The sequence below is a fragment of the Brenneria izadpanahii genome (assembly GCF_017569925.1).
GTDB lineage: Bacteria > Pseudomonadota > Gammaproteobacteria > Enterobacterales > Enterobacteriaceae > Brenneria > Brenneria izadpanahii.
The window spans coordinates 5,039,153-5,064,951 of sequence record NZ_CP050854.1 but is presented as its reverse complement, the minus strand read 5'-3'; the positions used below and the strand labels follow the sequence as shown (position 1 = coordinate 5,064,951).

Sequence of the window (25,799 nt, the reverse complement as noted above, 5' to 3'; positions counted from 1 at the left end):
AAATAAGGGGAACATGATGATATGGATTAATCTTGGCCGGTTATTGATGCTGGGAATATGGGGAATTCTGGTCTTTAACCTGATTCAACCTTTCCCCAGGCCGCTGAATATCTTTATGACGGTGGCGATGATATTCACGCTCCTGATGCATGGCTTCCAACTGCTGTTGCTGAGAGCCAGCCAGCCCAAGGATAGCCCCGCGCTAGGTCCGGCGTTTCAGGCGCGCATTTTTCTGTTTGGCGTGTTCGAGCTGCTCGCCTGGCAGAAAAAATTGCCGAAGCAACCGAAAAAATAACGATTATTCCTGCCGGGGCGCAAAGCTGATGAAGCGGGTGCCCTTGAGCTGCAACATGCCCCGCATATCTTTATCGAGCTGGTTATAGTCGGTTTGGCTGAGCCGCAGCGTTATATCGGCGCCGCCGTTGACAGGCCGAAACGTGGCCTCGTAAAACATATTTTTAAACCCGTCTTCATAACCGCGGGAGCGGTTGCGAGTCTGCGGAAATTCACGTTTGGCTTTTATCTCCGCCATTATCGTCCGTAGCGGAGCCGCATCGTTGCGCGCTTCCTGATTCCGCTGGTGCTGGTATTGACGCCAGGCCAGCGCCAGAATGAGCGCTACGGCCAGTATCAGCAGCGGGGGGAAATCACGCATGCGTCAGGGCTTCCGGCCGGGAAGATAAGGGAAATGCGTGACGTTATCCCCTAATTCGGAGATACGCGCGCTGCCTTTTTCCGTCACCGCGTCAATGCGTATCACGGCCTGTAGCGGAATGAAGCTGCGGCTAACGCCTGAAAATTCGGTTCTCAGCTTTTCGGTGGAAGGATCAACCAGTACCGTCGATTGGCTGTCGAACACGAAGTCGGCAATTTCAATAAAGCCAAACAGATTGCTTGGTACCAATTCACGCACATAAAGCTGGTAATTTTTACCATTGTTCATGAACTGAATACGATAAAGCGCGGGTTCATTGCTCATTCAACCATACTCTCCTTCAAGATAATCACATGCGCTAATCAGCAGCCCAGACGGGTCGATAACATAGCATGAAGCACCGGTATGCGCATCTGTCTCGCCTGATGTTGTTGATCCTTACCACGATCCCCTACACTGAAAGAATAAGGCTACGGATGCTGAGAAAAACTTAATCATTCAGGAGGGATGTGTAGCTGATTCCGGGTTTTTTGATCCGGCATGTTTAATACAAATAAGGATAATCTATGCTTTGGTCATTTATTGCCGTGCTCTTTTCCGGTTGGTTATATGTCGACGCCAGCTACCGCGGACCGGTATGGCAGCGCTGGCTGTTTAAACCCGTTACCTTGGTATTATTACTGGTTCTGGCCTGGCAGACGCCGCTGCTGAGCGTGCCGGGCTACCTGATCGTGGTTGGATTATTGGCGAGCCTGGCGGCGGACGCCCTGATGCTATTGCCGACACAGCGGCTGCTTTATGCGTTCGGCGCCTACTTTCTCTCTCATTTGCTTTATACCATAAGTTTTTTCACCAGCCAGATGACGCTCACGTTTTTCTGGCCGTTGGCGCTGGCGCTTATCATTGCGGCCGCAATCCTGATCGCAATCATCTGGAGCCGCCTGGATGCGCAGCGTTGGCCGGCGTGCGCCTTTATCATCATGACGACCCTGATGGTCTGGGTCGCCGGCGAACGCTATTTCGCGCTTGGAACGGATTATAACTTCTCGTTGCTGGCGGGCAGCGCGCTGCTGTTTATCGCTCATGCGGCCTGGTTCATCCACCATTACCGCATCAATTTTCGCGCCCATCAGGCCATTGTGGCGGCGTGCTATTTTGGCGGACATTTCTTAATCGTCCGCTCGTTGTATTTTTAGTGCTGACCGGCTATGCGAAACGCTGGATTGACCGGGAACGACGTTGTAAAGTTTCTGATGAGAATTACTCGCATCAAAACAGGAGGAAGGTATGCATTCTCATCAGCTTCACTCATGCAGCGCCGGGAAATCGGCCTGTTGCCATGAACATGCCCGTCATTCATCACGCGCCGAGAAAAGCTGTTGCGCCGTGAAACACGCGCCGGATTCCCTTGCCGATACCGGCCGGGGGCCGGATAGCCAACAGTCGGAGAGCGGCGATAATGCCGATTCCGGCGACCCCGACGGAGGAGAGGGCGACCGACCGGCGTTATGTCAGCGCTTCAGCTGGAAAATCAGCGGGATGGATTGCCCCAACTGTGCGCGTAAAGTTGAAAACGCAGTAAGAAATCTTACTGGAATAGAACAGGCCAACGTGCTGTTCGCCACTGAAAAACTGGTTGTCGATGCCCGTAGCGATGTCCGCTCACAGGTGCAATATGCGGTTCAGCAGGTCGGTTTTACCTTGCAGGATCTCGCCCCGCAAGCCCCCCTTTCTCCTGATTCTCATCGTTTTAGCCATGAATATGGTTTTTTGATCCTCTTTGCTTTGTTGGCGGCGGTAAGCTGGGGACTTTCGCTGGCGAGCGAATCCGGCGGACAGATCGCTTTTATCGCCACCACCGTGGTTGGGCTTGTTCCGGTGGCGAAAAAAGCGGCGCGGCTTATTCGCTCCGGTACCCCCTTCGCGATTGAAACATTGATGAGCGTGGCCTCTATCGGGGCATTGTTGATCGGCGCCGCCACGGAAGCCGCCGTGGTGCTGTTGCTTTTTATGCTGGGAGAACAGTTGGAGTCTTATGCCTCCAACCGAGCCCGGCGAGGCGTTACCGCGCTGATGGCGCTGCTCCCTGAAGAAGCCACGGTGATCCGCAACGGACGGCGTATCAGCGTGCCGGTCGCCGGCTTGTCTCCCGGCGATGTGATTGAGGTCGCCCCCGGCGGCCGATTGCCGGCCGATGCGGAACTGCTGGCGGCGGAAGCCAGTTTCGATGAAAGCGCGCTGACCGGGGAGTCGGTGCCGGTTGAACGAGGCCCGGGCGAGAAGGTGGCGGCGGGCAGCCTGTGCGTTGATCGAATAGCGCAGTTACGCGTCGTGTCGCAACCGGGCAATAGCGCCATTGACCGCATTCTACAGTTGATAGAAGAAGCGGAAGAGCGCCGCGCGCCGATAGAGCGTTTCCTTGACCGCTTCAGCCGTTACTACACGCCGGCCATTATGCTGCTGTCTTTACTGGTTATTCTGATCCCGCCGCTGTTGCTGGCTCAGTCCTGGCAGGAGTGGATTTATCGCGGGTTGACGCTATTGCTGATTGGCTGTCCCTGCGCGCTGGTGATCTCCACCCCGGCCGCGATTACCTCCGGCCTGGCGGCGGCGGCCCGTCAGGGCGCGCTGATTAAAGGCGGGGCCGCGCTGGAATCGCTGGGGGGATCCGCGCAGTGGCTTTTGATAAAACCGGCACTTTGACCGAAGGGCGGCCGCAGGTTACGGATATTTTACCGGCGGCCGGCATTAGCGAAACCGCGCTGTTGACGCGTACCGCCGCGATAGAGTCCGGTTCACACCATCCGCTGGCTAAAGCCATCGTGCGCCGGGCGCGGGAAGAGAGCGCGTTTTTGCCTGTCGCGGAGAATCGCAGAACGCTGGCGGGGATCGGCGTGGAGGGGACGATCGGCGGCCAGCGTATTCAGGCCGGTTCTCCGGCCAAACTGCCTGCTGATACGCTGGATGATGACTGGCGGCAGCGTGTCGCGGCGTTGGAAAACGAAGGTAAAACGGTGGTGGCGGTGCATGAGGACCGTCGCGTAATCGGATTGCTGGCCCTGCGCGACTCGCTGCGCGACGACGCCGGCACCGCGCTGGATGCGTTACAGGCCATGGATATACGCTGCATCATGCTGACCGGAGACAATCCCCGCGCCGCGGCCGCTATCGCGGGTGAGTTGGGGATTGATTACCAGGCCGGTTTACTGCCTGAGGATAAAGTGACGGCGCTCGGCGAGCTTAATCGGCGGCAGCCCACGGCGATGGTGGGGGACGGTATTAATGATGCCCCGGCCATGAAGGCGGCGACTATCGGTATTGCGATGGGAAATGGGACGGATGTGGCGCTGGAAACCGCGGACGCCGCGTTAACCCATAGCCGTTTGAATGGCCTGGCGATGATGATCCGGCTGTCGCGCGCCACGCGGCGCAATATCCGTCAAAATATTACCATTGCCCTGGGGCTGAAGGCGCTGTTTCTGATCACCAGCGTGATGGGCATTACCGGTCTGTGGCTGGCGGTGCTGGCGGATTCCGGCGCTACGGCGCTGGTCACCGCCAACGCCCTGCGGTTGCTCAAAAAACGGGATGAGTAGCGGCGGCCGGTCGTCGGCGAAACCTCTGATTCTGACTCCAACCCTCCCTTTCGCCGGGGAGGGATCGCCTGACAAGGGGGGCGGGGGAAAGCGCCGGGTTATCGTCGGCGCGCTGGGGTTAGCCGCCTTTACGCAGCAAATAACGGTAAGGTAGTTGCTCGGTCACCTGCGCCAGCAGGTGATGATCCATATAACGGCAAAATCCGGGAATATCACGGGTCGTCGCCGGGTCGTCAGCCAGGATCAATAAGGTTTGGCCGGGCTCCATTTGGCGTACCGTTTTGCGCACCATCATCACGGGTTCCGGGCAACGCAGCCCCTGTGCATCAAGGGTTTTATCGGGGTTGGCAAAAGGATTGGTCATCAATATTCTCTTCGATCTGGGGGTAATAAAAAAGCCATCCTAGTTTACGCTGGGGATTTTTAGGCGCAAGCGACGACATCGTTTGCATAAAAAACAGCCATTGCATTGTGGGGAGAAATGCGTATCATGCGGCGCGCACGTCCAAACGTGCGGCTATGCCGAATAAAATGTTTCTTGGGTTCCCTCACCCCAATAACCAAAAAGGTCACATATTATGTATCGATTTACTCCCCAACAGCGGCTGACGGCGCTGCTATGGCTTTCGTTATTTCACATCCTGATCATTACCTCCAGTAATTATCTGGTGCAGCTTCCGGTATCGATTTTCGGCTTTCATACCACCTGGGGCGCCTTTACCTTTCCGTTTATTTTTCTGGCGACCGATCTGACCGTGCGAATCTTCGGCGCGCCGTTGGCCCGTCGCATTATTCTGACCGTTATGATACCCGCGCTGTTGATTTCCTATCTGGTATCCGTCCTGTTTTATCAGGGCGAATGGCAATCGTTCAGTGCGTTGGGACAGGTCAATATCGTGGTCGCCCGCATCGCCAGCGCCAGCTTTATGGCGTATGTATTGGGGCAAATTCTGGATGTCCATGTCTTTAACCGTCTGCGCCAGCGTAACGCCTGGTGGGTCGCGCCGACCGTTTCGACGCTGTTCGGGAATCTCAGCGATACGCTGGCCTTTTTCTTTATTGCGTTTTATCGCAGCACCGACCCCTTTATGTCCGCCAATTGGGTTGAAATCGCGATGGTGGACTATACTTTTAAATTGTTGATAAGCATGATCTTCTTTCTGCCGATGTATGGCGTGATGCTGAATATGGTGCTGAAACGCCTGAGCGAGCAGCAACTCGACATGCCTTATCTATTAGTTGAAAACCGCCGCTAAACCGCGTTTCGCCGACCGGATATGGCGGCGAAACGCTGCTACGCTACGCGCCTGAATTTATGGTTTGTGACAACAATCCGCTTGTTTTTACGCACAGAATAGCGTGCGATAATGTTTTCATCTGTTCTAAATAAAAAAGAAAAGGGACCCCCTATGCCGAATGTAGTGAAATACCTCGGAATGAGTCTGCTGGTTGTCATGCTCGCCGCCTGTGACGGCAAAACGGAAGATAGCGCGGCGGCTCCAGCACAGGATAAGCCGGCGGCTGAGGCCTCAGCGGGCGTGGCTATTGAACTGATGTCCGGCAAAATCGCATTCACCCTGCCCGCGGATATGCGCGACCAAAGCGGTAAATTGGGTACTCAGGCGAACAATATGCACGTTTACGCTAACGACAACGGGCAAAAAGCGGTGATCGTGATCTTGGGCGATAACACCACGGAAGAGTTATCCGTGTTGACGCAGCGTCTGGAAGATCAGCAGCGTACCCGTGATGCCAACCTCCAAGTGGTGACCAATAAAGCCATTGATGTGGATGGGCAGAAACTGCAACAGTTGGATAGCATTATTACCAGCAGCGGGCAGCAGGCCTACTCATCCATTGTGCTTGGCAAGGTGGACGAACACCTGTTGACGCTGCAAATTACGCTGCCGGCGGATAACCAGCAGCAGGCTCAAAGCGAAGCGGAAAGCATTATTAGTACGCTGAAGCTGAAATAGTCCGTCAGACCATAAAACTTCCCGTGCGCTGATATCACGTTCGGGAGGTTATTTGTAAGTTAGAAAAAAATGGGATCTTGATTACAGATTTGACATCTCAGCGCTATACTCTCCCGGCAGTATTGATGCTTCGCGTAATCCCCTCCTAGTAGAGTTGATTTTCGCATTTTTCCATCATTTTAACTTTGATATCAATATATGACTCGTTCTCCCCGATCGATTGCATGGTTGCGTGTTATCACCCTTGCTCTGGCAGCCTTCATTTTTAACACCGCCGAATTTGTCCCCGTAGCGCTTTTATCCGATATCGCAGTCAGCTTTTCCATGAGCGCTGCTCAGGTAGGACTGATCATCACCATCTACGCCTGGGTGGTGGGGGCTATGTCGCTGCCTTGTATGTTGCTTACCAGTAAGATGGAGCGCAAAAGCCTGTTGATTAAGGTGTTTATCCTGTTTGCCGTCAGCAATCTGTTATCCGGCGTGGCATGGAATTTTGGCGTGCTGGTGATCGCCCGCATCGGCGTCGCATTGTCTCATGCGGTTTTTTGGTCGATCACGGCATCTTTGGCCGTTCGTCTGGCGCCGGCGGGCAAGAAGGCGCAGGCGTTGAGTTTGCTGGCTACGGGAACCGCGCTGGCGATGGTGCTGGGGCTGCCTTTGGGCCGCTTGATCGGCCAGTATCTGGGATGGCGCATCACGTTTGCGATTATCGGTCTTTTGGCCTGCATAATTATGCTGGTCATGATGAAACAGCTGCCTCTATTGCCTAGCAGCCATGCCGGATCGTTTAAGAGCCTGCCTGAATTGTTTAAACGTCCTGCTCTGCTTTGTGTTTATGGCTTAACGGTAGTGGTTATTACCGCGCATTTTACCGCCTACAGTTATATAGAACCTTTCGTTCAGGACGTGGCGATGATGAGCGGAGACTTTATTACCGCGCTGCTGCTGCTGTTCGGCGGCGCCGGGATTATCGGCAGCATTCTCTTCAGTCAATATAGCAGTAAGTATCCCTCGGGCTTTTTGACCGCATCTATCGCGCTATTGCCCCTGTGTCTGCTGTTGCTGTTGCCGTCTTCTTTCAATCAAATAGCGCTGTCGTTGCTTTGTTGCGTCTGGGGCGCTGCGATTATGGCGATAGGGCTGGGTACGCAGGTCAAAGTCATGGCGCTGGCGCCCGATGCGACCGATGTCGCTATGTCCCTGCTTTCCGGTATTTACAATATCGGTATCGGCGGCGGCGCGCTGCTGGGAAATAAGGTTATTACGCACATGAGCCTGTCGGATATCGGTTTTATCGGCGCGGCATTAGGCGTGATTGCGCTGGGATGGTGTATTTTTATCTTTAAACGTTATGCTCAGGATTTGACTAATAGCTCTATTAGTTAAACCTGAGCGGCGGATTGTTCTGGTTTTAAGCTGGAGTGTTATGAATTCACGGTATCGGCGTCTAGTCACCATGGCGGCGTTTGGGGCGACGGCGGTTGCGTTGCTGCTGTTTACTATGAAGCTGTTTGCCTGGTGGTTTACCGGGTCGGTGAGCCTGCTGGCGTCATTGGTGGATTCTCTGGTGGATATCGCCGCATCGCTGGTAAACCTGCTGGTGGTGCGCTATTCGCTGCAGCCTGCGGATACCAAACATGCCTTTGGCCATGGGAAGGCGGAATCGCTGGCCGCGTTGGCGCAGAGTATGTTTATCTCGGGCTCCGCGCTGTTTCTTATTTTAACCGGGTTGCAGCATACGCTGACCCCCCAGGAACTGAACGCCCCGGAAGTAGGGATCTGGGTGACGGTTATCGCGTTGCTGTCGACTTTGCTGCTGGTGGCGTTCCAACGCTGGGTGGTCAAACGTACGTATAGTCAGGCCGTGCGGGCGGATATGCTGCACTATCAGTCGGATCTGCTGATGAATGGGGCGATTCTGGTTGCATTGGTATTAAGCTGGAAAGGCGTGGCGCATGCGGATGCCCTATTTGCGCTGGGCATCGGTGTTTATATTCTGTACAGTGCGTTACGTATGGGGTATGAGGCCGTGCAGGCTTTGCTGGATCGCGCATTACCGGATGAAGAGCGCGCAGCTATCGTCAATATTATTTCGGGATGGCCGGGCATCAAAGGCGCGCACGATTTACGCACCCGCCGGTCCGGGCCGACCCGGTTTATCCAGCTTCACCTGGAGATGGATGACGCGCTGCCCTTGGTGCAATCGCATCAGATTGCCGATGATATTGAGCAGGCGTTGCTCAAAAAATTTCCAGACTCCGATATTCTTATCCACCAGGACCCGGTTTCGGCGGTGCCGGAAGAGCAGCGGGGAATGTTGAATGAGTAGGTCGGCGTTTGCACGGGATGATTTTTAGCCATATTGTCTTGACCTGGCCGACTGTAAAAATTATTGCGCAATTTAGTCTGACCTGAATCAATTCAGCAGCGGGTATTTGTTATAATATGCCTTTATTAAAAATTAGAGGGATGCTGTCGATACTAACCAGTAGATTTCAGTCGCTGCCATATCGCCGGCGTCTGAAAGACAAACGGTAAAACAAACGACAGTCGGTTTTTGATAGAAGAATCCTGCGAATTTACATCTACAAGTCCAGAGGTTGTCATGATTAAAAAGATCGGAGTATTGACGAGTGGTGGTGATGCACCCGGCATGAATGCGGCCATTCGTGGTGTGGTACGTACTGCGCTGACAGAAGGGTTGGAAGTTTTCGGTATTTATGATGGCTATCTGGGGTTGTATGAGAATCGGATGGTGCAGTTGGATCGCTACAGCGTATCCGACATGATCAACCGTGGCGGCACTTTCCTGGGTTCGGCCCGTTTCCCTGAATTTCGCGAAGAGGCAGTGCGCGAAGTCGCTATTCAGAACATGAAAGCCCAAGGGCTTGACGCGCTGGTGGTTATCGGCGGCGATGGTTCCTATATGGGGGCTAAACGCTTGACGGAAATGGGATTCCCTTGTATCGGCCTGCCCGGTACGATTGATAATGACGTTGCAGGAACCGATTACACCATCGGTTATTTCACCGCGCTGGAAACGGTGCTGGAAGCCATTGACCGCCTGCGCGACACCTCTTCGTCACACCAGCGTATTTCCATTGTTGAAGTGATGGGGCGTCACTGCGGCGACTTAACGCTGGCCGCGGCGATTGCCGGCGGTTGTGAATTCATCGTTCTGCCGGAAGTGGAATTCAGCCCGCAAGATCTGGTTCAGGAGATCAAGGTCGGTATCGATAAGGGTAAAAAACACGCCATTGTCGCGATTACCGAACACATCTGCGATATTAACGAACTGTCGAAATATATTGAGAAAGAGACCGGCCGTGAAACGCGCGCTACCGTGTTGGGACATATTCAGCGCGGCGGTTCTCCGGTGGCGTACGATCGTATTCTTGCCTCCCGCATGGGCGCGTATTCAATAGAACTGCTGCTGCAGGGCTACGGCGGCCGCTGCGTCGGCATTCAGAATGAAAAACTGGTGCATCACGACATCATTGACGCGATTGAAAACATGAAGCGTCCTTTCAAGAAAGACTGGCTGGAAACGGCTAAGAAACTGTTCTGATCCATCGCGATGGCGCTCCGTGAGTCGTAAATTCCGCTCTCAGGCGGAATCGCCAATCGTTAACCAACCCCCGTTTCCGGGGGTTTTGTTTTTTTAGCGCTCGCAGGCAGGAACGCTAACGCTTTTTTTGACACTAACCCTATAGGCGTTTGCCGCGCGCGGGCCGTGGCGACAGACAATACGGATGCGTTTTAAATCGTCAGGGGGAGTGCATGTCTGAGTCGAGCTATGCCAGATCGCTATTGATACGTTGGATTGAAAAGCAGACGAAAGTAAACGGAACGCTTGATGTCGAGACGGGCGTTCAGGTGGTGTTTAACGGACAGACGTTTTTTTTAAAACTGCCCCAAGCGCGGGATCACCTGTTCATTTTTATGCCGGTTTATTCGTTGGATTTCAATCGGGACGGCGATTTGCTCGCGCTGGGCATGATGCTGAATCTGGAGCATGGATTGATGTGCGGCGCGGCAATCGGTCTGGACGCGCATCAGCATACGCTGATGTTGACGGCGCACCAGGATATCCGCGCGTTTGACGATCGGGGGCTGAACGCATGGGTAGAAAACGTAGCGAGTCTCGGTCTGCGCATCCGTGAAGAGTTCGCTTCGGTTGTGAACGGCCGTAAAGCGCCGGCCAACGTTAAAACTTCGCCGCTATCCAAGGTTACGCCGTATCGAGCGCCCCCGATTCCTTCCCAGTTTTAATCATTCAGCACGATGAGATAGTAACTATGCGTATCCATCAGACTTCTTTACCGGCGATGACAGCTTCACTGCCGCAGGCCGAAGCCGCGAAGCCGGGGACTTCCCAGTTTGAAATCATGACGGAACAGGCGGTGTTTACGCCGTTAAGCCAAAAAGAGGGACACGCCAATTTCTCGTTACTCGGTTTGCTTAATAAGCTGCCGTCCGTACCGCTTGCCATTTCATTGCCGCTAAACTCCATTTTTTCAGACAGGAAGGCCGCGGATATCGACGCCTTAGGCAAGAAACCAAGGATTTATGAGTCGAATCTGGAGATCGCTTGTAATGAGTATTCGGGACAACCCATCCTGATGGAACAACGTGATTATCTGCAAACGATGAAGACGCACTTGCCCGACATGCGGAAAAAGATACAAAGCATGGAAGACGGCGCCTGTCTGGGGATGACGGCCCTCTGGCTGTTGGGGCGTCACAGCGGTTTGGATGACAGAACGGTGATCGGTAATTTACTGGGTTACGATGCGGATGACGACGAGATGATATCGGCAAGCCGGGCGAGAAGCGGGGTTGAGAAAGTCTATGTCGTACAAGAACAGTTTCAGAATAGCGCGCGTTTTGACGGACAAATGAAAGACCGGCGCTTTGACGCCGCCGCGCCGGTCGTCCGGCGTTATGATTTGATGCAGCGTATTGCCAATCTGGCGAAGATGTCCGTCGTTCCGGTGGCGGGGGAAACGCCGTTTGTGCTGCTCAATCGCAGAGAGGAATTTGGCGACGGGCTGGTGCGCGATGTGCTGCGTGAAGGCCGGGAGCAACTTTTATCGGTTCACTCTGACGGCCATGCCATGGCGATCTACGCCAACGGCTGCGATCAATATGCGTTTTACGATCCTGACAACGGTATATTCAGTTTTCAGGATAAAGAAAACTTTGTCTCCTTTATGAACCGGATAGGAAAGATGATCAGCGATTTATCGCCAAAGCTGGGGAGTGGCGATGCGGATCAACTGATGCTGATGGAACTAAAGGTTCATTGAGAATGTTTTCGCGCCGGCGGAGTACGGCGGCGTGTCAGTTAAACCCGCCAATCCCGCCGTCAGCGCGGGATCTCTTTAATTTTATTAACGTCAGCCGATTAACTGGCATAATGAGGATGTCATTTCGGTGAATGCCTGATCAGGGGGCTAAACATTGGACGGCGTGTTGACCTAAACTCGTTATGGTCGCGCCTGTTGGGCGCAGATGCGTGCTAGCGCTCGCTGCTGATATTCGTCTGATGAAAATGGCGAGTATAAATAAGAGATTATTGAGGTTTTCGCATGAAAAAAGTTACCGTTGCCGCAACACAAATGGCGTGTTCCTGGGATCTGCCCGGAAACATTGAGAATGCCGAGAAGCTGGTGCGACAAGCACATGCAAAAGGGGCGCAGGTTATCCTAATCCAGGAACTGTTTGCCGCGCCTTATTTCTGTATTGATCAGAGTCCGGAACATTATGCGTTGGCGCAGGAGCTGGAAAGTAGCCCGCTGATTAAGCATTTTTCTGCGCTGGCGGCCGAACTGGCGGTCGTTCTGCCTTTGAGCTTTTTTGAACGCGCCAATAACGCGTATTACAACTCGCTGGTGATGATCGATGCCGATGGTTCCGTGCTCGACGTTTATCGTAAAACCCATATTCCTAATGGCCCGGCGTATCAGGAAAAGCAATTTTTTATCCCCGGCGATACCGGCTTTAAAGTCTGGCAGACACGCTATGCGAAAATCGGCGTGGGTATCTGCTGGGATCAATGGTTCCCGGAAACCGCGCGCTGCCTGGCGTTGCAGGGAGCCGAGCTGATTTTCTACCCGACGGCGATCGGTTCCGAGCCGGCCTACCCGGAGATCGACAGCCAGCCGCACTGGACGCGCGTCCAGCAGGGCCACGCCGCCGCTAATCTGGTGCCGGTGATCGCATCCAACCGTATTGGCACCGAAGCCAGCAAATACATCGACGGTTTGGAAATGACCTTCTACGGCTCCTCTTTCATCGCCGATCAGACCGGGGCGTTGGTGGCGGCGGCGAATAAAACGGATGAAGCCGTTTTGGTTCATGAATTTGATTTACAGGCTATTGCTGCTCAGCGTGCGGCATGGGGGCTGTTCCGCGATCGCCGCCCGGAAATGTATGGCGCGATCGCCACCTCCGACGGCAAAACCTGGAGATAATCGATGTCACAGCTGACCACGCCGCATCAAGACGGCTTTACGATGCCTGCTGAATGGGCGCCACAGGATGCCGTATGGATGCTGTGGCCCTACCGCAGGGATAACTGGCGCGACGACGCCTTGCCCGCGCAAAAAACTTTTGCCGCGGTGGCTGAGGCCATCTTGCGGAAAACGCCGGTGATTATGGGAGTGCCCGCCCATTGTATGGCTGATGCCAAACGCATTATGCCAACCAGCGTGACGCTGGTTGAAATGGAAAGCGACGATGCCTGGATGCGTGATACCGGTCCCACCATGGTGTTGAATCAGGCCGGAGATCGCCGCGGCATTGACTGGCGGTTCAACGCCTGGGGCGGAGAATTGGGCGGGTTGTATGAGGATTGGCGTCAGGATGAAAAAGTCGCGGCGCAGGTTCTGGCTTATCATCGGAATAGCCGTTACGCGGCGCCATTGATTCTGGAAGGCGGGTCGATTCATACCGATGGCGAAGGGACGCTGTTGACGACGGCTGAGTGCCTGTTGAATCCCAACCGGAATCCGCAGTTGGATAAAGCGCGGATCGAACAGTTGATGCGCGACTATCTGGGCGTCTCGACGATTATCTGGCTGCCGGAAGGGGTCTATAACGACGAGACCGACGGCCATATCGATAATATGTGCTGCTTTGTTCGTCCCGGTGAAGTCGCGCTGCACTGGACGGATGACGAAAACGATCCGCAGTATGCCCGCTCGGCGGCGGCTTATCAGGTGTTATCCAGCGCCAGAGACGCGCAGGGGCGTCCGCTTAAGATCTGGAAAATGCCGGCTCCCGGCCCGCTGTATGCAACGCCGGAAGAGGCGCGGGGCGTGGATGCGGGGAACGCGATTGAACGCAACGCCGGAGCGCGTCTGGCGGGGTCGTACGTGAACTTCTTAATCAGCAATCAGCAGATCATTTTCCCGCTGTTGGATGCCCGTACGGATGATATTGCGCGCGATTTACTACAACGGATGTTCCCGGACTATACGATAAGCGGCGTACCCGCCCGTGAGATCCTGCTGGGCGGCGGCAATATCCACTGTATTACCCAGCAGATTCCGGCCGCGCAATAAATAAAAGATCGCCTGGAGCGATTTTTCATGTAAAAAAAATGCCTGCGCGAGCAGGCATTTTTTCTGACGGCAACGTCGGGCTTAGCCGCGTTTGGCTTCTGCCGCGGCTTTGACGATTACGGCGAAAGCGTCGGCTTTCAGCGATGCGCCGCCAACCAGCGCGCCGTCGATGTCCGGCTGAGTGAACAGCTCTGCTGCGTTGGAAGCGTTCACGGAGCCGCCGTACTGAATGGTAACCTGTTCGGCGACGGCTTTATCCTGTTTGGCGATATGATCGCGGATGAATTTGTGAACCGCCTGAGCCTGAGCCGGGGTCGCCGATTTGCCGGTACCGATAGCCCAGATAGGTTCGTAAGCGATTACCGCGTTTTCAAACGCTTTGGCGCCCAGCGTATTCAGCACCGCGTCCAACTGACGGGCGCATACGGCTTCGGTTTGTCCGGCTTCGTTTTCCGCTTCGGTTTCACCGATGCACAGTACGGGGATCAGACCGGCTTCTTTCAGCACGCCGAATTTCTTGGCGATGAATTCATCGCTTTCTTTATGATAGGTACGGCGTTCTGAGTGGCCGATGATGATGTATTTGGCGCCGATATCTTTCAGCATTGCGGCGGAAGTATCACCGGTAAAAGCGCCGGAAAGATTCACGTCCACGTTTTGCGCGCCCAGCGCGATACGGCTGCCGGCTAATAAATGCTGAGCCATATCCAGGTAGATTGCCGGTGGAGCGATGGCTATGCCGCAGCCGTCAACGTCGCTCAATTCCTGGCGCAGGCCGGTAATCAGGCTGTTGACCATGCTGGTGCTGCCGTTCAGTTTCCAGTTACCCATAACTAATGGATGTCGCATTTTTTTTCCTCCAGACGGAATAGCGAATGAATCAAAATTTTACTGCCTGCCGGCAGTCGAACCTGCCAACAGTATAAAGATGAAATGTGATCGTGGCTCTGTTTTTCGTCATTAATAGTGACTGTATTGATCACGGTTCGGATAGCGTTAGCTTAATCGGTTCAATAGCAAAAGTTAGCCCCTTTTCGCTGTTATCCGCCACAACATAGCGTAATGCGCCTTCGGTTTGCTGGTAAAAGTGCTGGCCTTTGCCTTTTTCCAGTAACTCCGTGATCTTGCGGATACTCTGCTCCTCCGTCAGCGAGGGCGCGAAAACCCGCGACAGGGCCGCCATATAGCTGATGGCCTGCGTGCGTCTGGCCTCGGCTTCCGTATCATCCGGCTGCGGAAGGTAGGTAATTTGCAGCGTTTTGATTTTACCCGTCCCTTTCTCCAGCGCCGTTGAAGCATACAGCCGATCGTTGATCCTGCTGGCGGCGCGGGTCAGCAGACTGGAGTTATGACCGGTATCGACGACCCGGAACTCGCCGATCGGCAGCGTTGGGTTACTCAGATTATAGTGCGTGCGAAACTGTACGATCGTTTGGTCGAACGTAGGCGCGTCTGCCAGCAGATAAGGCGCGGCGGCCGGTGTTTTCGCCGGAAAAACCGGATCGGACCAGGCGCCGGGAAGGTATAGCACCAGCGTAGACAGAGCGAACAAGGGCGCGAGATATTTTTTTATCATGGGTACATTATCAGATGAATTTTACATTGAGCCAAGCGCGGCGATAACGACGATACGTTTGATTAAAGCGGCATTGGTTAGCGCTTGTCAAAATTCGCATAAAGATTGTCGGCGTAGCGCCGGGTTAGGGTAAACTCGGCCAAAATAAAACGACAATTCAGGGCGCAGTGGTTAATGACGTTACAACAATGGTGTTTTTCGTTTAAAGGCCGGATTGGCCGGCGTGATTTCTGGGTTTGGATCGGCGTTTGGCTGGCGCTGATGATGGCGCTCTTCACGCTGGCCGGACAGAACTGGCTGGATACGCAATCCACGGCCTTTGGCTTGGTCGTCCTGCTGTGGCCAACCGCAGCGGTAGTGGTGAAACGCCTGCACGATCGTAACAAAAGCGGCTGGTGGGCGCTGTTGTTGATCGTGGCGTGGATGCTTGCCGCCGGCAACTGGCATATGCTGCCGGGCGTCTGGCAGTGGGGAATCGGCCGTTTTATTCCGTCGCTAATCTGTATGATGGTGTTTCTCGACTGCGGCGTTTTTGCCGGCGTGCCTGGAGATAATCGATTCGGACCGCAAGCGAAACCGGTTAAATTCCACCCCTGATGCCGGTTTACCAATAATGTTCGCTGGTGATATGACCGGGCCTGCGGCGCAGATGTTTGGTCATTTGCCGCTCTTCTTTCAGTATTTGCTGAGTATCGCGCACCATTTGCGGGTTGCCGCACAGCATGACATGGCTGGTCGCGCTATCCATTGGCAGACCGACGGCTGATTCAAGCGCGCCGTTAGCGATCAGCGCCGGGATTCGGCCCGTCAATGAGCCGGCCGATTCTTCACGGCTGACCACCGTTTGAATATGCAATTGGCCGTTGTAGCGTTGTTGCAACTGCTGCATCAGCGGCAGATAGCTTAGGTCTTGCGCAAAACGGGCGGCATGAACCAGTACGATGTTCTTAAACCGATCCAGATCTTTGCCCTCCTGCAGAATGGAAAGATAAGGCCCAATCGCGGTGCCGGTTGCCAGCATCCACAGGGTTTCGCAATCCGGAATCTCCTCCAGCACGAAAAATCCGGCGGCATCTCTGGTCACCATGACCTCATCGTCGGGGCGCAGCGCGTGTAAGCGCGGGCTTAGTTTCCCTTCAGGAACATTGACCAGGTAGAACTCAAGATTATGGTCGCTGGGCGCGTTGACATAGGAGTAGGCCCGTTGAATGCGTTCGTTATCCACGTCCAGCGCCAGTTTGGCGTACTGTCCGGCGGTGAAGGCCGCGGTGGGGGCATGAATTCGAATGCTAAACAGACTCTCTGTCCAGTTTTCTACCTGAATAACTTTGCCTGTTACCCATTCAGCCATCGTTCTGTGCTCCTATCTATATTGATCTGGCAGTCATATCCTGAAGTGCAACACCTGGCGGTATTCTTGTTGTGTCGGTGTGCGGCCGTTGAACGGCCGCATCTAAGATACGCTATTTATTAACAACTGTGAAACAATCAGTCGCTTTCGCGTGTTATGACGAAATGGCGGCGCGAGGCTCGCCACCGGGCTCCCCGCGCCGCGGCCAATCCGCTATCCCGCTTATTCAGCCAGCAGCGTCGCCCGCCATCGCGTTAAAGCAGGAAGTCATGTAACGCCCGATCTTTACGATCGAGGTAGTGCGTTGACTGGATACGGCGGATGGTGCGCGACTTACCGCGGATCAGCAGCGTTTCCGTCGTCGCGATATTCCCTTTGCGCGCGATCCCTTCCAGCAGATCGCCCTTGGTGATGCCCGTTGCGGAGAAAATCACGTTGTCATTACGCGCCATATCGCTGAGTTGCAGCACTTTCCCTGCTTCGATTCCCATTTGCCGGCAGCGTTCCAGTTCATCTTGCCCGATACGGCGGTTCTCTTCGCTGTCGCCTTTTACCTGATGGCGGGCCAACAGCCGGCCTTGCATATCGCCGTCGAGCGCTCGGATGACCGCCGCCGAGATGACGCCTTCCGGCGCTCCGCCAATGCCGTACAGCACATCGACTTCGCTGTCCGGCATACAGGTAAGGATAGAGGCCGCCACATCGCCATCGGGAATGGCGAACACCTTCACGCCCAACTGCTGCATTTCGGCGATAACGGCGTCATGGCGCGGTTTGGCCAGCGTGATAACCGTTAACTGGTTGAGCGGTTTGTTCATTTTCGCCGCGATATTGCGCAGGTTTTCCGCCAGCGGCCGCGCCAGATCGATGACGCCTTTCGCTTGCGGGCCGACGATCAGTTTTTCCATGTACATGTCGGGCGCATGCAGAAACGCCCCTTTTTCGCCAACGGCCAGTACCGCCAGCGCATTGGCCTGACCCATCGCCGTCATCCGGGTGCCTTCGATCGGATCGACGGCGATGTCCACCATATCGCCCCGACCGGTGCCGACCTGTTCGCCGATAAAAAGCATCGGCGCTTCATCGATTTCGCCTTCGCCGATAACAATCTGACCATTGATATCGACCTGATTGAGCATAATGCGCATTGCCTGTACTGCGGCGTTATCCGCGGCGTTTTTATCGCCTCGGCCTAACCATTTATAACCTGCCAGCGCTGCCGCTTCGGTAACGCGCGAAAATTCGATGGCTAATTCACGTTTCATGGATACCTGTCTGTTATTGAACCGGGAAGGGAAAATTTGGGCGAAGATTTTATCACACCCGATGGAGGCGCTTGCTGATATCAGGTAGAAAAATTCATCGAAGCGGTTGACGCCGCGCCAGCCAATCTCGGCTTTGGAGCCTGATTTAGAGCGTTCCGCCAAGCGAAAGCCGATAGTGAAGATCGACATATTCAATCGTCGGTAATTTATTGATTTTTTTTATCAGAATCTCGGTTGCGACCTTGCCCATCTCAAAGCGGGGCGTGACGACGCTGGCGACCGTTGGGGTAGTGGCCTGACCGATATCCAGGCCGTGAAAGCCGGATATCGCCATCTGCGACGGTATCGCGATGGATTGCCGCAGGCATTCCTGCAATACGCCGACCGCAATATCGTCATTGGTGCAGAAGATGGCGTCCACCTGCGGATACATTTGGCGCACCAACGCCAGCATACCCGCGCCGATCGATACCGAAGAAACCTTATTCGGCGTGATCTGCATCGGGGATAGGCCCGCGTCTTCCATCGCCTGGCTATAACCCCGATAGCGCTTGCGATCGCGGATATCCGACATGGAGCCAAAATAAACGATATGGCGTTTCCCGCTGGCCAACAGCGCGCCCGTCATATCGTAAGCGGCCTGATAGTTGTTGAATCCCACGACGATACGGCCGGGAAGCGGTTCCAGATCCATCACCTGAGCAACCGGAATTTCAGCCGACTCCAGATATTTGTTGGCGCGCAGCGTATGTTCGGAGTCGGTGAGAATCAGACCGGATATCCGGCACGATAGCAGATTGATGATCTGTTCTTCTTCGCGCGTCTTGTCGTAGTTGTAGTTTACTACCAGGGTTTGGTAGCCATTCGCCGAGGTTATTGACTCGATGCCGGTCAGCAAATCAGAAAATATTTGGTTATTGAAAGAGGGAACCAATATGCCGATGCGGGGCGACAGGGAGGCGGGCCGGCCTTCTTTATGATTCTCCGCGCAATAATCAACTTCAGCCATAACCTTGGCGATACGTTCAGCGGTTTCAGGCGCCACTTTATCAGGGGTACGAAGATAACGGCTGACCGTCATTTTGGTAACGCCAGATAACTGAGCAATGTCCTGTAGCGTGACGCGTTGATTTTTCATGCAAAGCATACCTGAAGGAATGACGCCGGGGGATGACGCAATTATGCACCGTAGCTTACTGAAAGGGAAAGCGTGTTGCCAGGGAATCAGCGCGATCGCATAGCAGGATGAATTGGTTATCCATGCGGCAGTCATCTTTTATGGCGAGATAATTTTATTATATAAATTTGCTTATACCTAGGTATTAACCAATGGAATGGAAAGAATAGGAGAAATTTTTTCTATTATTTCATCGAGTGACGACGAAAGTTGAAAAAAATTTCTATCCAACCTGGAATATGATTATTCATAGCAAAAGCCGGCAAATATCGGCCGATCTCCGTGGGCTTAGGGTATGAATGATGAATAAGCGCGAAAGCAATCCGTTGTGGAATGAATTTATCCGCGTCGTACAGCAGGAAGTCAAACCGGCGGTAGGATGCACCGAGCCTATTTCAGTGGCGCTGGCATCTGCGCTGGCGGCCTCTTATCTGCCGGGGAGGGTGGAGCGAGTGACCGCCAAGGTGTCGCCTAACCTGATGAAAAACGGGATGGGCGTGTCGGTTCCCGGCACCGGTATGGTTGGTCTGCCCATCGCCGCCGCGGTTGGCGCATTCGGCGGCGATCCGCAGGCCGGGCTGGAAGTTCTTCGCTACGCCGAACCTCAGGCTATAGACGCGGGGAAAGCGCTATTGGCGCAAGGCGGCGTTAGCGTCAGCATGATGCAGCCCTGCGAGGACATTCTTTACTCACAGGTAACCGTGTACAGTCAGCAGGCGTCCGCTACGGTCACCATCGCGGGCAGCCACACCAACGTTATCCGCATTGAAAAGAATGGCGAGGTGCTTTTCGATGAGCGCTTGAACGGCGGCTGCCAGGCCGATGCGCATGTTGATGGCGGCGGTCTTAAAAAGGCAACGACGCGGGAAGTTTACGATTTCGCCACTCAGGTCGAGTTTGAGCGCCTTCGCTTTATTCTGGATTCGGCTGAACTGAACGCCGCGCTTTCCCGTGAAGGGCTGAGTAAGCATTATGGATTGCATATCGGCGCCACCCTGGCGCGTCAGCGCGAGCAGGGATTGCTGTCGCATGATTTGCTCTCGGATATCATGATCAGAACCGCTGCGGCTTCGGATGCGCGTATGGGCGGCGCCGTACTACCCGCGATGAGTAATTCGGGATCGGGCAATCAGGGGATTGCGGCGACCATGCCGGTGGTGGTGGCGGCGGAATATTTGGGCAGCGGCGAAGAGAAACTGGCGCGCGCGCTGATGCTCTCTCATCTGACGGCCATTTACATCCATAGCAAGCTCCCCGCGCTTTCGGCGCTGTGCGCCGCGACGACGGCCGCCATGGGCGCGGCGGCCGGTATCGCCTGGTTGATTGCCGGCCGTTACGAACCAGTGGCGATGGCCATCGGCAGTATGATCGGCGATGTGAGCGGCATGATATGCGACGGCGCGTCCAATAGCTGCGCGATGAAAGTTTCGACCAGCGTCTCCGCCGCTTATAAAGCGGTACTGATGGCGCTCGATAACAGCGCGGTCACCGGCAACGAAGGCATCGTGGCCCATGATGTCGACCAGTCTATCGCTAATCTGTGCGCGCTGGCCTGCGGCTCAATGCAGCAGACGGATGTCCAGATTATAGAGATCATGGCGAGCAAGGCTCAATGACCGCTTAATCCCGGATGGTTATCTTTCCGCGCCGGCGGGAATCAGCCGATGGTTGTTTGCGGTCTCAGCGGGAGCTCCCCGCCGACTGCCTGCGGGGACGATGAATATGGGATCCGCCGGCCGAGATGGCGGGGATGGCGGCATTGTTATCAAATCCAAGGGCGCAGTGATGCGCCCTTTCTGCGTCTGACCGGGTTACTCGTCGTGTTCTTCCCACTCGCGGGCGCGCGCGACGGCCTTTTGCCAGCCTTTATAGCGGAAGTTGCGTTCAACGGTTTCGATACTGGGGCGGAATTCGCGTTCAATCGTGGCTTTGCTTTTCACTTCATCCAGATCGTTCCAGAATCCGGTCGCCAGACCGGCCAGGAAGGCGGAGCCCAGCGCCGTGACCTCACGGACTTCCGGACGTTCCACGCGAGTGCCGAGAATATCGGACTGGAATTGCATCAGGAAGTTGTTGGCAACGGCGCCGCCATCCACCCGCAGAGCCTTCAGGCGAGTATTTGCGTCCGCCTGCATGGCGTCCAGCACGTCGCGGGTTTGGTAAGCGATAGATTCCAGCGTGGCGCGAATGATGTGATTGGCGTTCACGCCGCGGGTCAGGCCGAAGATCGCGCCGCGGGCATACGGATCCCAGTAGGGGGCGCCGAGCCCGGTAAAGGCGGGGACGACGTAGACGCCGTTGGTATCCTTCACTTTGGTGGCGAAGTATTCCGAATCCATGGACTCGCCAATCAGTTTCAGTTCATCGCGCAGCCACTGAATGGACGCGCCGCCGACGAAAACGGAGCCTTCCAGGGCGTAATTGACTTCACCGCGCGGACCGCAGGCAATGGTGGTCAGCAGACCGTGTTTCGACAGTACGGCTTCCGTACCGGTATTCATCAGCAGGAAGCAGCCGGTGCCGTAAGTGTTTTTGGCCATGCCGGGGTGAACGCACAGCTGACCATACAACGCCGCCTGCTGATCGCCCGCGATGCCGGCAATGGGAATACGCGTGCCCCCTTTACCGCCAATGTTGGTTTGACCATAAACTTCCGAAGAGGAGTGAACTTCCGGCAGCATCTCCCGTGGAATATCCAGCGCCTGCAACAGGCGGTCATCCCACTCAAGCGTATGGATATTGAACAGCATGGTGCGGGATGCGTTAGTGTAATCGGTGACGTGGACGCGTCCCTGGGTCATTTTCCAGATCAGCCAGGTATCGACCGTGCCGAACAGCAGTTCGCCGCGCTGGGCGCGCTCGCGCGATCCTTCAACGTGATCCAGGATCCATTTAACTTTAGTGCCTGAAAAGTAAGGGTCGACGACCAGCCCGGTAGTGTTACGGATATACTCTTCCAGACCGTCTTTCTTCAACTGTTCGCAGATTTCCGCCGTGCGGCGGCACTGCCAGACGATGGCATTGTAAATCGGTTTACCGGTATCCTTCTCCCAGACGATGGTGGTTTCACGCTGGTTGGTGATGCCGATACCCGCAACTTCATCGGAATTGATATCGGCTTTGGCCAGCACTTCCACCAAAGTGGAACTTTGCGAGGCCCATATCTCCATCGGATCGTGTTCCACCCAGCCGGCTTTCGGATAAATTTGGCTGAATTCACGCTGTGAGACGCTGATGATGTTGGCGTCGTGATCCAGCACCACGGCGCGGGAGCTGGTGGTTCCCTGATCGAGAGCGACAATGTATTTTTTTTCCGGGTTCATAAATCAAATCCTGTTATTAAACCATATCAAGAATAAACACCGTGGCGTTGAATCTAATGGCTCTCGGTGCGTACAGTGGTTTCGTTGTCGGCTTTGCAGACATCGCAAGGCAGATTACGGGCGATAACGGCGCGGTAGCCAAATGCTCCCAGGCAGGCGCCGACTATGGGACCGAAAATCGGCACCAGGAAATAAGGAATATCGCGTCCTCCCGTGAAGGCGATTTCTCCCCACCCGGCCAGATAGGCGAACAGTTTGGGACCAAAGTCGCGCGCCGGGTTCAGCGCAAAGCCGGTAAGCGGCCCCATAGAAGCGCCGATGACGGCGATTAAAATACCGATCAGTAATGGCGCCAACGGCCCGCGCGGGATGCCGTTGCCATCGTCGGTCAACGCCATGATCAGACCCACCATTATGGAGGTGATCACCATTTCGATCAGAAACGCCTGCATAACGGAAACCAGGGGGTGTGGATAAGTAGAGAAGATACCGGCGAGATTCAGGCTTTCTACGCTGCCGCGCACCATGTTATGCGTCTGTTCAAAATTCACGAACAGGTTGTAATACAGGCCGTAGACCAGTGCGGCGGCGCAGAATGCGCCTGCTATCTGGGCCAGGATGTAGGGGATGACTTTTCTGCGTTCAAAGCAGGCAAACAGCCATAGGGCGATAGTGACCGCCGGATTGAGATGGGCGCCGGAAATAGCCGCGGTCAGGTAGATGGCCATTGCCACGCCCAAACCCCAGATGATGCTGATTTCCCATTGCCCGAAGCTGGCTCCTGCCAATTTTAGTGCGGCGACGCAACCGACGCCGAAAAAAATCAGTAGGCCGGTGCCTAGGAATTCGGCGATACACTGGCCTTTAAGGGTTGAATTTTCTGATTGGCTCATAATTATTATCCTGCTGGTTGTAGGGTACTGCCGGGTGGAAAAGGTGCCTGAACAGCGACACTCTCTGCTTTAAATGTATTTATGATGTGAATTTATCGTTAATGTTCGAAAACGAGAAATATCGAAATCAAAATGTGTGTTGTCCGTCAAAAAAATGAGCGTATTCGCTTAATTTATTGTCCTTTGGTGATTGATGACCCTGATCGATGTTAACTTCCGCGTTAAATTTATTAACATAAAACATAAAGCGACAAGTGGCTAACGCTCTTTTTCAGTCTGCGCTGATAGAGGTTGTGACGAAAAGATGTCACACTCGGCGCTGTATGGGATGTCTGCTAGACAGGGATACATTGGCTACATACAATTCTATTATGGTCAGTCCTGTCATCAGGTCAGTCCCACCATCGGATTACGTCTATGGGCGTATTAAACGGACACCGCGTCAGGTGTGCGGTTGTATAGTGACCACAGCGGACGCTATGGGCTAGCGTTAACCGATTTTTATGCCTTGCGATTAAAAGGGGTTTGAAGAATGTCATTTGAAGTGTTTGAGAAGCTGGAAGCGAAAGTTCAGCAAGCGATTGATACTATTACATTGTTACAAATGGAAATTGAAGAGCTGAAAGAAAAAAACAACGCCTTGTCGCAAGATGTTCAGGCTGCGGTAAGTTCCCGTGAAGCGCTGGTGCGTGAAAACGAGCAACTGAAAGAAGAACAAACGATGTGGCAGGAGCGTCTGCGCGCCCTGTTAGGGAAGATGGAAGAAGTCTAACGCTTTCAGAAAAGGGCGCGTCGCCGCCCTTTTCGCCACGGGGGATTTGCGGCTATCGATGCGGATTATTCGATATCCAGCGGATCTTCCGCCAGAATGATCCCCGTATTATCCGCGTAGAGATGATCGCCTGAGAAGAAAGTCACGCCGCCGAAATTAACGCGAATGTCGCTCTCGCCGATCCCTTCGCTGGCCGCGCCCACCGGGATTGCCGCCATTGCCTGGATGCCGATATCCAGTTCAGCCAGATCGTCCACCTGGCGCACGGCTCCATAGATGACAATGCCTTCCCATTCGTTCTGGACGGCCAATCTTGCCAATTCCGCGTTGATTAACGCCCGGCGTACCGAACCGCCGCCGTCGATCAGGAGTACGCGCCCGCTGCCGTTCTCTTCCAGCAGGTCATAAAGCAGGCCGTTATCCTCAAAACATTTCACCGTGGTGATTTGCCCACCAAATGAAGTACGCCCGCCAAAATTAGAGAACAGAGGTTCAACAACATTCACCTCTTCGTGATAAATATCGCACAGTTCGGAAGTATCGTATTTCATAGGATTTACGTCAGTTTGCCACCGGGATAGTGAGTATATCCCTTTCTGACGGATGTTGGCAAAATCATCAAATGTTAACTTGATGCGTATCAGTAAACCGTTATGTCAGACCGCGGATAAGTCCGTCAGCTCAGTATGACGCCCACGGCAAACAGAATATTGGTCAGCAGAGCGCCCTTGACGGTTTTTTCCAGCATCGGACGCATGCTAAAGGCGCTGGTTTCACGCAGAACGTAAATAGCCTGTTTGAGCAGCAAAGGCAGGGCCAGGATAAAAAGCCAGCCCGCCAGACTATGCAGATAGAAAATGGCGAACAAGCCGAGGCAAACCGGCGCCAATAACAGCAGCATGGTGTGGTAGCAGCGGGCCCTTTGCGCGCCGAGGCGTACCGCCAGCGTGTTTTTCCCGCTGATGCGATCGTTGTCGATATCGCGCAGGTTATTAATGTTCAACACGGCGGTGGCCAGCAAGCCGCAGGCGGTGGCCGGCAGCATGACGATACTGTCGAAATGGCCGGTTTGCAGGTAATAGGAGCCGGCCACGCTTAGCCAGCCGAAAAATATCAGCACGGAGATATCGCCCAGACCGATATAACCGTAAGGTTTGCTGCCTACGGTATAGGTAATGGCGGCCAGAATCGCCAGCAGACCCAAAATCAGGAACCCGATGATATCGGTCGGTTTTTCACAGGCGACGATCACCAGGCACACGCCGGAAATAATGGTTAGGGCAATGGTGACTATCAGCGCGTTTCTTAACTGCGCCAGGGTGATCGCGCCCGTCTGAATTCCACGCAGCGGGCCGATACGCTCTTCGGTATCGCTGCCTTTTATCGCATCCCCATAGTCATTCGCCAGATTGGAAAGAATCTGCAGTAACCCGGCCGTAAGCAAAGCCAGCAGCGCGATGCCCGGTTTAAAACTGCTATGCCAGCTCGCTATCGCCGAGCCGGTGACGATGGAGGCGAAAGCTAACGGCAAGGTTTTAGGACGCAAACTGTCCAGCCAGGCTTTGGTTTTGCTTTTATGGGTTAATAAAGTCATGGTGTGCTTCATTTTTATTGGCGATTCCCGATAGGAATACATCCGTTGTTTAT

At 54.4% G+C, this 25,799-nt stretch carries 26 protein-coding genes and 1 pseudogene; 15 read left to right on the top strand and 12 right to left on the bottom strand.

Annotated elements, in window-relative coordinates; genetic code table 11:
• The first annotated feature begins 16 nt into the window (after window positions 1-16).
• On the top strand, window positions 17-295 hold the full coding sequence (locus tag HC231_RS22685) for a DUF1145 family protein (protein ID WP_208231488.1): 279 nt from the start codon (window positions 17-19) through the stop codon (window positions 293-295).
• Window positions 296-298: 3 nt separating this feature from the next.
• Here the strand turns inward: HC231_RS22685 and HC231_RS22680 are convergent, their stop codons facing one another.
• The gene (locus HC231_RS22680; RefSeq protein WP_208228884.1) at window positions 299-655 is read right to left on the bottom strand and encodes a DUF2500 domain-containing protein; all 357 of its coding nucleotides are present in this window, start codon (window positions 653-655) and stop codon (window positions 299-301) included.
• Between the two features lie 3 nt (window positions 656-658).
• Complete coding sequence (locus tag HC231_RS22675; protein WP_208228883.1) at window positions 659-979, bottom strand: DUF1820 family protein; 321 nt, start codon at window positions 977-979, stop codon at window positions 659-661.
• Window positions 980-1,221: 242 nt separating this feature from the next.
• On the opposite strand from HC231_RS22675, the gene HC231_RS22670 reads away from it, so the two are divergent.
• Together HC231_RS22670 and HC231_RS22665 are read left to right on the top strand one after the other, a co-directional pair.
• On the top strand, window positions 1,222-1,851 hold the full coding sequence (locus tag HC231_RS22670) for a lysoplasmalogenase (protein WP_208228882.1): 630 nt from the start codon (window positions 1,222-1,224) through the stop codon (window positions 1,849-1,851).
• A 91-nt stretch (window positions 1,852-1,942) separates the two neighbouring features.
• Window positions 1,943-4,251, top strand: a pseudogene (locus HC231_RS22665) (zinc/cadmium/mercury/lead-transporting ATPase).
• Between the two features lie 118 nt (window positions 4,252-4,369).
• On the opposite strand, the gene tusA reads toward HC231_RS22665, so the two are convergent.
• Window positions 4,370-4,615 (bottom strand): sulfurtransferase TusA, encoded by a 246-nt coding sequence (gene tusA / locus HC231_RS22660; protein WP_208228881.1) that lies wholly within the window; start codon window positions 4,613-4,615, stop codon window positions 4,370-4,372.
• A gap of 214 nt (window positions 4,616-4,829) precedes the next feature.
• Here tusA and HC231_RS22655 point away from each other — a divergent pair, with 214 nt between their 5' ends.
• From HC231_RS22655 to aguA, 9 genes are all read left to right on the top strand, one after another.
• Window positions 4,830-5,507, top strand: a complete 678-nt coding sequence (locus tag HC231_RS22655; protein ID WP_208228880.1) for a 7-cyano-7-deazaguanine/7-aminomethyl-7-deazaguanine transporter — start codon at window positions 4,830-4,832, stop codon at window positions 5,505-5,507.
• A 153-nt stretch (window positions 5,508-5,660) separates the two neighbouring features.
• Entirely contained in the window at window positions 5,661-6,227 is a 567-nt protein-coding gene (locus tag HC231_RS22650) for a DcrB family lipoprotein (RefSeq protein WP_208228879.1), read from the top strand.
• Window positions 6,228-6,425: 198 nt separating this feature from the next.
• Window positions 6,426-7,613: a sugar transporter gene (locus HC231_RS22645; RefSeq protein WP_208228878.1), complete on the top strand. Its 1,188-nt coding sequence runs from the start codon at window positions 6,426-6,428 to the stop codon at window positions 7,611-7,613.
• 40 nt (window positions 7,614-7,653) lie between these two features.
• On the top strand, window positions 7,654-8,556 hold the full coding sequence (gene fieF / locus HC231_RS22640) for a CDF family cation-efflux transporter FieF (protein ID WP_208228877.1): 903 nt from the start codon (window positions 7,654-7,656) through the stop codon (window positions 8,554-8,556).
• 276 nt (window positions 8,557-8,832) lie between these two features.
• Window positions 8,833-9,795, top strand: a complete 963-nt coding sequence (gene pfkA / locus HC231_RS22635; RefSeq protein ID WP_208228876.1) for a 6-phosphofructokinase — start codon at window positions 8,833-8,835, stop codon at window positions 9,793-9,795.
• Between the two features lie 212 nt (window positions 9,796-10,007).
• Entirely contained in the window at window positions 10,008-10,499 is a 492-nt protein-coding gene (locus HC231_RS22630) for a CesT family type III secretion system chaperone (protein WP_208228875.1), read from the top strand.
• A gap of 26 nt (window positions 10,500-10,525) precedes the next feature.
• Window positions 10,526-11,536 (top strand): YopT-type cysteine protease domain-containing protein, encoded by a 1,011-nt coding sequence (locus tag HC231_RS22625; RefSeq protein ID WP_208228874.1) that lies wholly within the window; start codon window positions 10,526-10,528, stop codon window positions 11,534-11,536.
• A 282-nt stretch (window positions 11,537-11,818) separates the two neighbouring features.
• On the top strand, window positions 11,819-12,703 hold the full coding sequence (gene aguB / locus HC231_RS22620; protein ID WP_208228873.1) for an N-carbamoylputrescine amidase: 885 nt from the start codon (window positions 11,819-11,821) through the stop codon (window positions 12,701-12,703).
• A 3-nt stretch (window positions 12,704-12,706) separates the two neighbouring features.
• Window positions 12,707-13,795 carry an agmatine deiminase gene (aguA, locus tag HC231_RS22615; protein WP_208228872.1) on the top strand — a complete coding sequence of 363 codons (1,089 nt, stop codon included), beginning with the start codon at window positions 12,707-12,709 and terminating at the stop codon, window positions 13,793-13,795.
• An 81-nt stretch (window positions 13,796-13,876) separates the two neighbouring features.
• On the opposite strand, the gene tpiA is transcribed toward aguA, so the two are convergent.
• Both tpiA and HC231_RS22605 read right to left on the bottom strand, forming a co-directional pair.
• A complete protein-coding gene (gene tpiA / locus HC231_RS22610) occupies window positions 13,877-14,644 on the bottom strand; it encodes a triose-phosphate isomerase (protein WP_208228871.1) in 768 nt (255 codons plus the stop codon).
• A 130-nt stretch (window positions 14,645-14,774) separates the two neighbouring features.
• A complete protein-coding gene (locus HC231_RS22605; protein WP_208228870.1) occupies window positions 14,775-15,371 on the bottom strand; it encodes a DUF1454 family protein in 597 nt (198 codons plus the stop codon).
• A gap of 174 nt (window positions 15,372-15,545) precedes the next feature.
• Here HC231_RS22605 and HC231_RS22600 point away from each other — a divergent pair, with 174 nt between their 5' ends.
• Complete coding sequence (locus tag HC231_RS22600; protein WP_208228869.1) at window positions 15,546-15,968, top strand: DUF805 domain-containing protein; 423 nt, start codon at window positions 15,546-15,548, stop codon at window positions 15,966-15,968.
• A gap of 7 nt (window positions 15,969-15,975) precedes the next feature.
• Here the strand turns inward: HC231_RS22600 and fpr are convergent, their stop codons facing one another.
• The 3 genes from fpr to HC231_RS22585 all read right to left on the bottom strand — a co-directional run bounded on the left by fpr (window position 15,976) and on the right by HC231_RS22585 (window position 19,125).
• The gene (gene fpr / locus HC231_RS22595) at window positions 15,976-16,722 is read right to left on the bottom strand and encodes a ferredoxin--NADP(+) reductase (protein ID WP_208228868.1); all 747 of its coding nucleotides are present in this window, start codon (window positions 16,720-16,722) and stop codon (window positions 15,976-15,978) included.
• A gap of 254 nt (window positions 16,723-16,976) precedes the next feature.
• On the bottom strand, window positions 16,977-17,987 hold the full coding sequence (glpX, locus tag HC231_RS22590) for a class II fructose-bisphosphatase (protein ID WP_208231486.1): 1,011 nt from the start codon (window positions 17,985-17,987) through the stop codon (window positions 16,977-16,979).
• Between the two features lie 145 nt (window positions 17,988-18,132).
• Window positions 18,133-19,125, bottom strand: coding sequence for a LacI family DNA-binding transcriptional regulator (locus HC231_RS22585; RefSeq protein ID WP_208228867.1), 993 nt, complete (start codon window positions 19,123-19,125; stop codon window positions 18,133-18,135).
• A 341-nt stretch (window positions 19,126-19,466) separates the two neighbouring features.
• Between HC231_RS22585 and HC231_RS22580 the strand changes: the two genes are divergently transcribed.
• Window positions 19,467-20,780: an L-cysteine desulfidase family protein gene (locus HC231_RS22580; RefSeq protein ID WP_208231484.1), complete on the top strand. Its 1,314-nt coding sequence runs from the start codon at window positions 19,467-19,469 to the stop codon at window positions 20,778-20,780.
• 195 nt (window positions 20,781-20,975) lie between these two features.
• Here the strand turns inward: HC231_RS22580 and glpK are convergent, their stop codons facing one another.
• A complete protein-coding gene (gene glpK / locus HC231_RS22575; RefSeq protein ID WP_208228866.1) occupies window positions 20,976-22,487 on the bottom strand; it encodes a glycerol kinase GlpK in 1,512 nt (503 codons plus the stop codon).
• Window positions 22,488-22,540: 53 nt separating this feature from the next.
• The gene (locus HC231_RS22570) at window positions 22,541-23,380 is read right to left on the bottom strand and encodes an MIP/aquaporin family protein (protein ID WP_208228865.1); all 840 of its coding nucleotides are present in this window, start codon (window positions 23,378-23,380) and stop codon (window positions 22,541-22,543) included.
• A 532-nt stretch (window positions 23,381-23,912) separates the two neighbouring features.
• Between HC231_RS22570 and zapB the strand changes: the two genes are divergently transcribed.
• Window positions 23,913-24,152, top strand: a complete 240-nt coding sequence (zapB, locus tag HC231_RS22565) for a septal ring assembly protein ZapB (RefSeq protein WP_208228864.1) — start codon at window positions 23,913-23,915, stop codon at window positions 24,150-24,152.
• A gap of 65 nt (window positions 24,153-24,217) precedes the next feature.
• Here the strand turns inward: zapB and rraA are convergent, their stop codons facing one another.
• A complete protein-coding gene (gene rraA, locus HC231_RS22560) occupies window positions 24,218-24,703 on the bottom strand; it encodes a ribonuclease E activity regulator RraA (protein ID WP_208228863.1) in 486 nt (161 codons plus the stop codon).
• A gap of 125 nt (window positions 24,704-24,828) precedes the next feature.
• Window positions 24,829-25,746, bottom strand: a complete 918-nt coding sequence (locus HC231_RS22555) for a 1,4-dihydroxy-2-naphthoate polyprenyltransferase (protein ID WP_208228862.1) — start codon at window positions 25,744-25,746, stop codon at window positions 24,829-24,831.
• Between the last annotated feature and the right edge of the window lie 53 nt (window positions 25,747-25,799).

Excerpts from the sequence above, each read along its gene's own strand:
- HC231_RS22685 (WP_208231488.1), top strand. The coding sequence starts at position 17 with ATGATATGGATTAATCTTGGCCGGTTATTGATGCTGGGAATATGGGGA.
- HC231_RS22680 (WP_208228884.1), bottom strand. The coding sequence starts at position 655 with ATGCGTGATTTCCCCCCGCTGCTGATACTGGCCGTAGCGCTCATTCTG.
- HC231_RS22675 (WP_208228883.1), bottom strand. The coding sequence starts at position 979 with ATGAGCAATGAACCCGCGCTTTATCGTATTCAGTTCATGAACAATGGT.
- HC231_RS22670 (WP_208228882.1), top strand. The coding sequence starts at position 1,222 with ATGCTTTGGTCATTTATTGCCGTGCTCTTTTCCGGTTGGTTATATGTC.
- tusA (WP_208228881.1), bottom strand. The coding sequence starts at position 4,615 with ATGACCAATCCTTTTGCCAACCCCGATAAAACCCTTGATGCACAGGGG.
- HC231_RS22655 (WP_208228880.1), top strand. The coding sequence starts at position 4,830 with ATGTATCGATTTACTCCCCAACAGCGGCTGACGGCGCTGCTATGGCTT.
- HC231_RS22650 (WP_208228879.1), top strand. The coding sequence starts at position 5,661 with ATGCCGAATGTAGTGAAATACCTCGGAATGAGTCTGCTGGTTGTCATG.
- HC231_RS22645 (WP_208228878.1), top strand. The coding sequence starts at position 6,426 with ATGACTCGTTCTCCCCGATCGATTGCATGGTTGCGTGTTATCACCCTT.
- fieF (WP_208228877.1), top strand. The coding sequence starts at position 7,654 with ATGAATTCACGGTATCGGCGTCTAGTCACCATGGCGGCGTTTGGGGCG.
- pfkA (WP_208228876.1), top strand. The coding sequence starts at position 8,833 with ATGATTAAAAAGATCGGAGTATTGACGAGTGGTGGTGATGCACCCGGC.
- HC231_RS22630 (WP_208228875.1), top strand. The coding sequence starts at position 10,008 with ATGTCTGAGTCGAGCTATGCCAGATCGCTATTGATACGTTGGATTGAA.
- HC231_RS22625 (WP_208228874.1), top strand. The coding sequence starts at position 10,526 with ATGCGTATCCATCAGACTTCTTTACCGGCGATGACAGCTTCACTGCCG.
- aguB (WP_208228873.1), top strand. The coding sequence starts at position 11,819 with ATGAAAAAAGTTACCGTTGCCGCAACACAAATGGCGTGTTCCTGGGAT.
- aguA (WP_208228872.1), top strand. The coding sequence starts at position 12,707 with ATGTCACAGCTGACCACGCCGCATCAAGACGGCTTTACGATGCCTGCT.
- tpiA (WP_208228871.1), bottom strand. The coding sequence starts at position 14,644 with ATGCGACATCCATTAGTTATGGGTAACTGGAAACTGAACGGCAGCACC.
- HC231_RS22605 (WP_208228870.1), bottom strand. The coding sequence starts at position 15,371 with ATGATAAAAAAATATCTCGCGCCCTTGTTCGCTCTGTCTACGCTGGTG.
- HC231_RS22600 (WP_208228869.1), top strand. The coding sequence starts at position 15,546 with ATGACGTTACAACAATGGTGTTTTTCGTTTAAAGGCCGGATTGGCCGG.
- fpr (WP_208228868.1), bottom strand. The coding sequence starts at position 16,722 with ATGGCTGAATGGGTAACAGGCAAAGTTATTCAGGTAGAAAACTGGACA.
- glpX (WP_208231486.1), bottom strand. The coding sequence starts at position 17,987 with ATGAAACGTGAATTAGCCATCGAATTTTCGCGCGTTACCGAAGCGGCA.
- HC231_RS22585 (WP_208228867.1), bottom strand. The coding sequence starts at position 19,125 with ATGAAAAATCAACGCGTCACGCTACAGGACATTGCTCAGTTATCTGGC.
- HC231_RS22580 (WP_208231484.1), top strand. The coding sequence starts at position 19,467 with ATGAATAAGCGCGAAAGCAATCCGTTGTGGAATGAATTTATCCGCGTC.
- glpK (WP_208228866.1), bottom strand. The coding sequence starts at position 22,487 with ATGAACCCGGAAAAAAAATACATTGTCGCTCTCGATCAGGGAACCACC.
- HC231_RS22570 (WP_208228865.1), bottom strand. The coding sequence starts at position 23,380 with ATGAGCCAATCAGAAAATTCAACCCTTAAAGGCCAGTGTATCGCCGAA.
- zapB (WP_208228864.1), top strand. The coding sequence starts at position 23,913 with ATGTCATTTGAAGTGTTTGAGAAGCTGGAAGCGAAAGTTCAGCAAGCG.
- rraA (WP_208228863.1), bottom strand. The coding sequence starts at position 24,703 with ATGAAATACGATACTTCCGAACTGTGCGATATTTATCACGAAGAGGTG.
- HC231_RS22555 (WP_208228862.1), bottom strand. The coding sequence starts at position 25,746 with ATGACTTTATTAACCCATAAAAGCAAAACCAAAGCCTGGCTGGACAGT.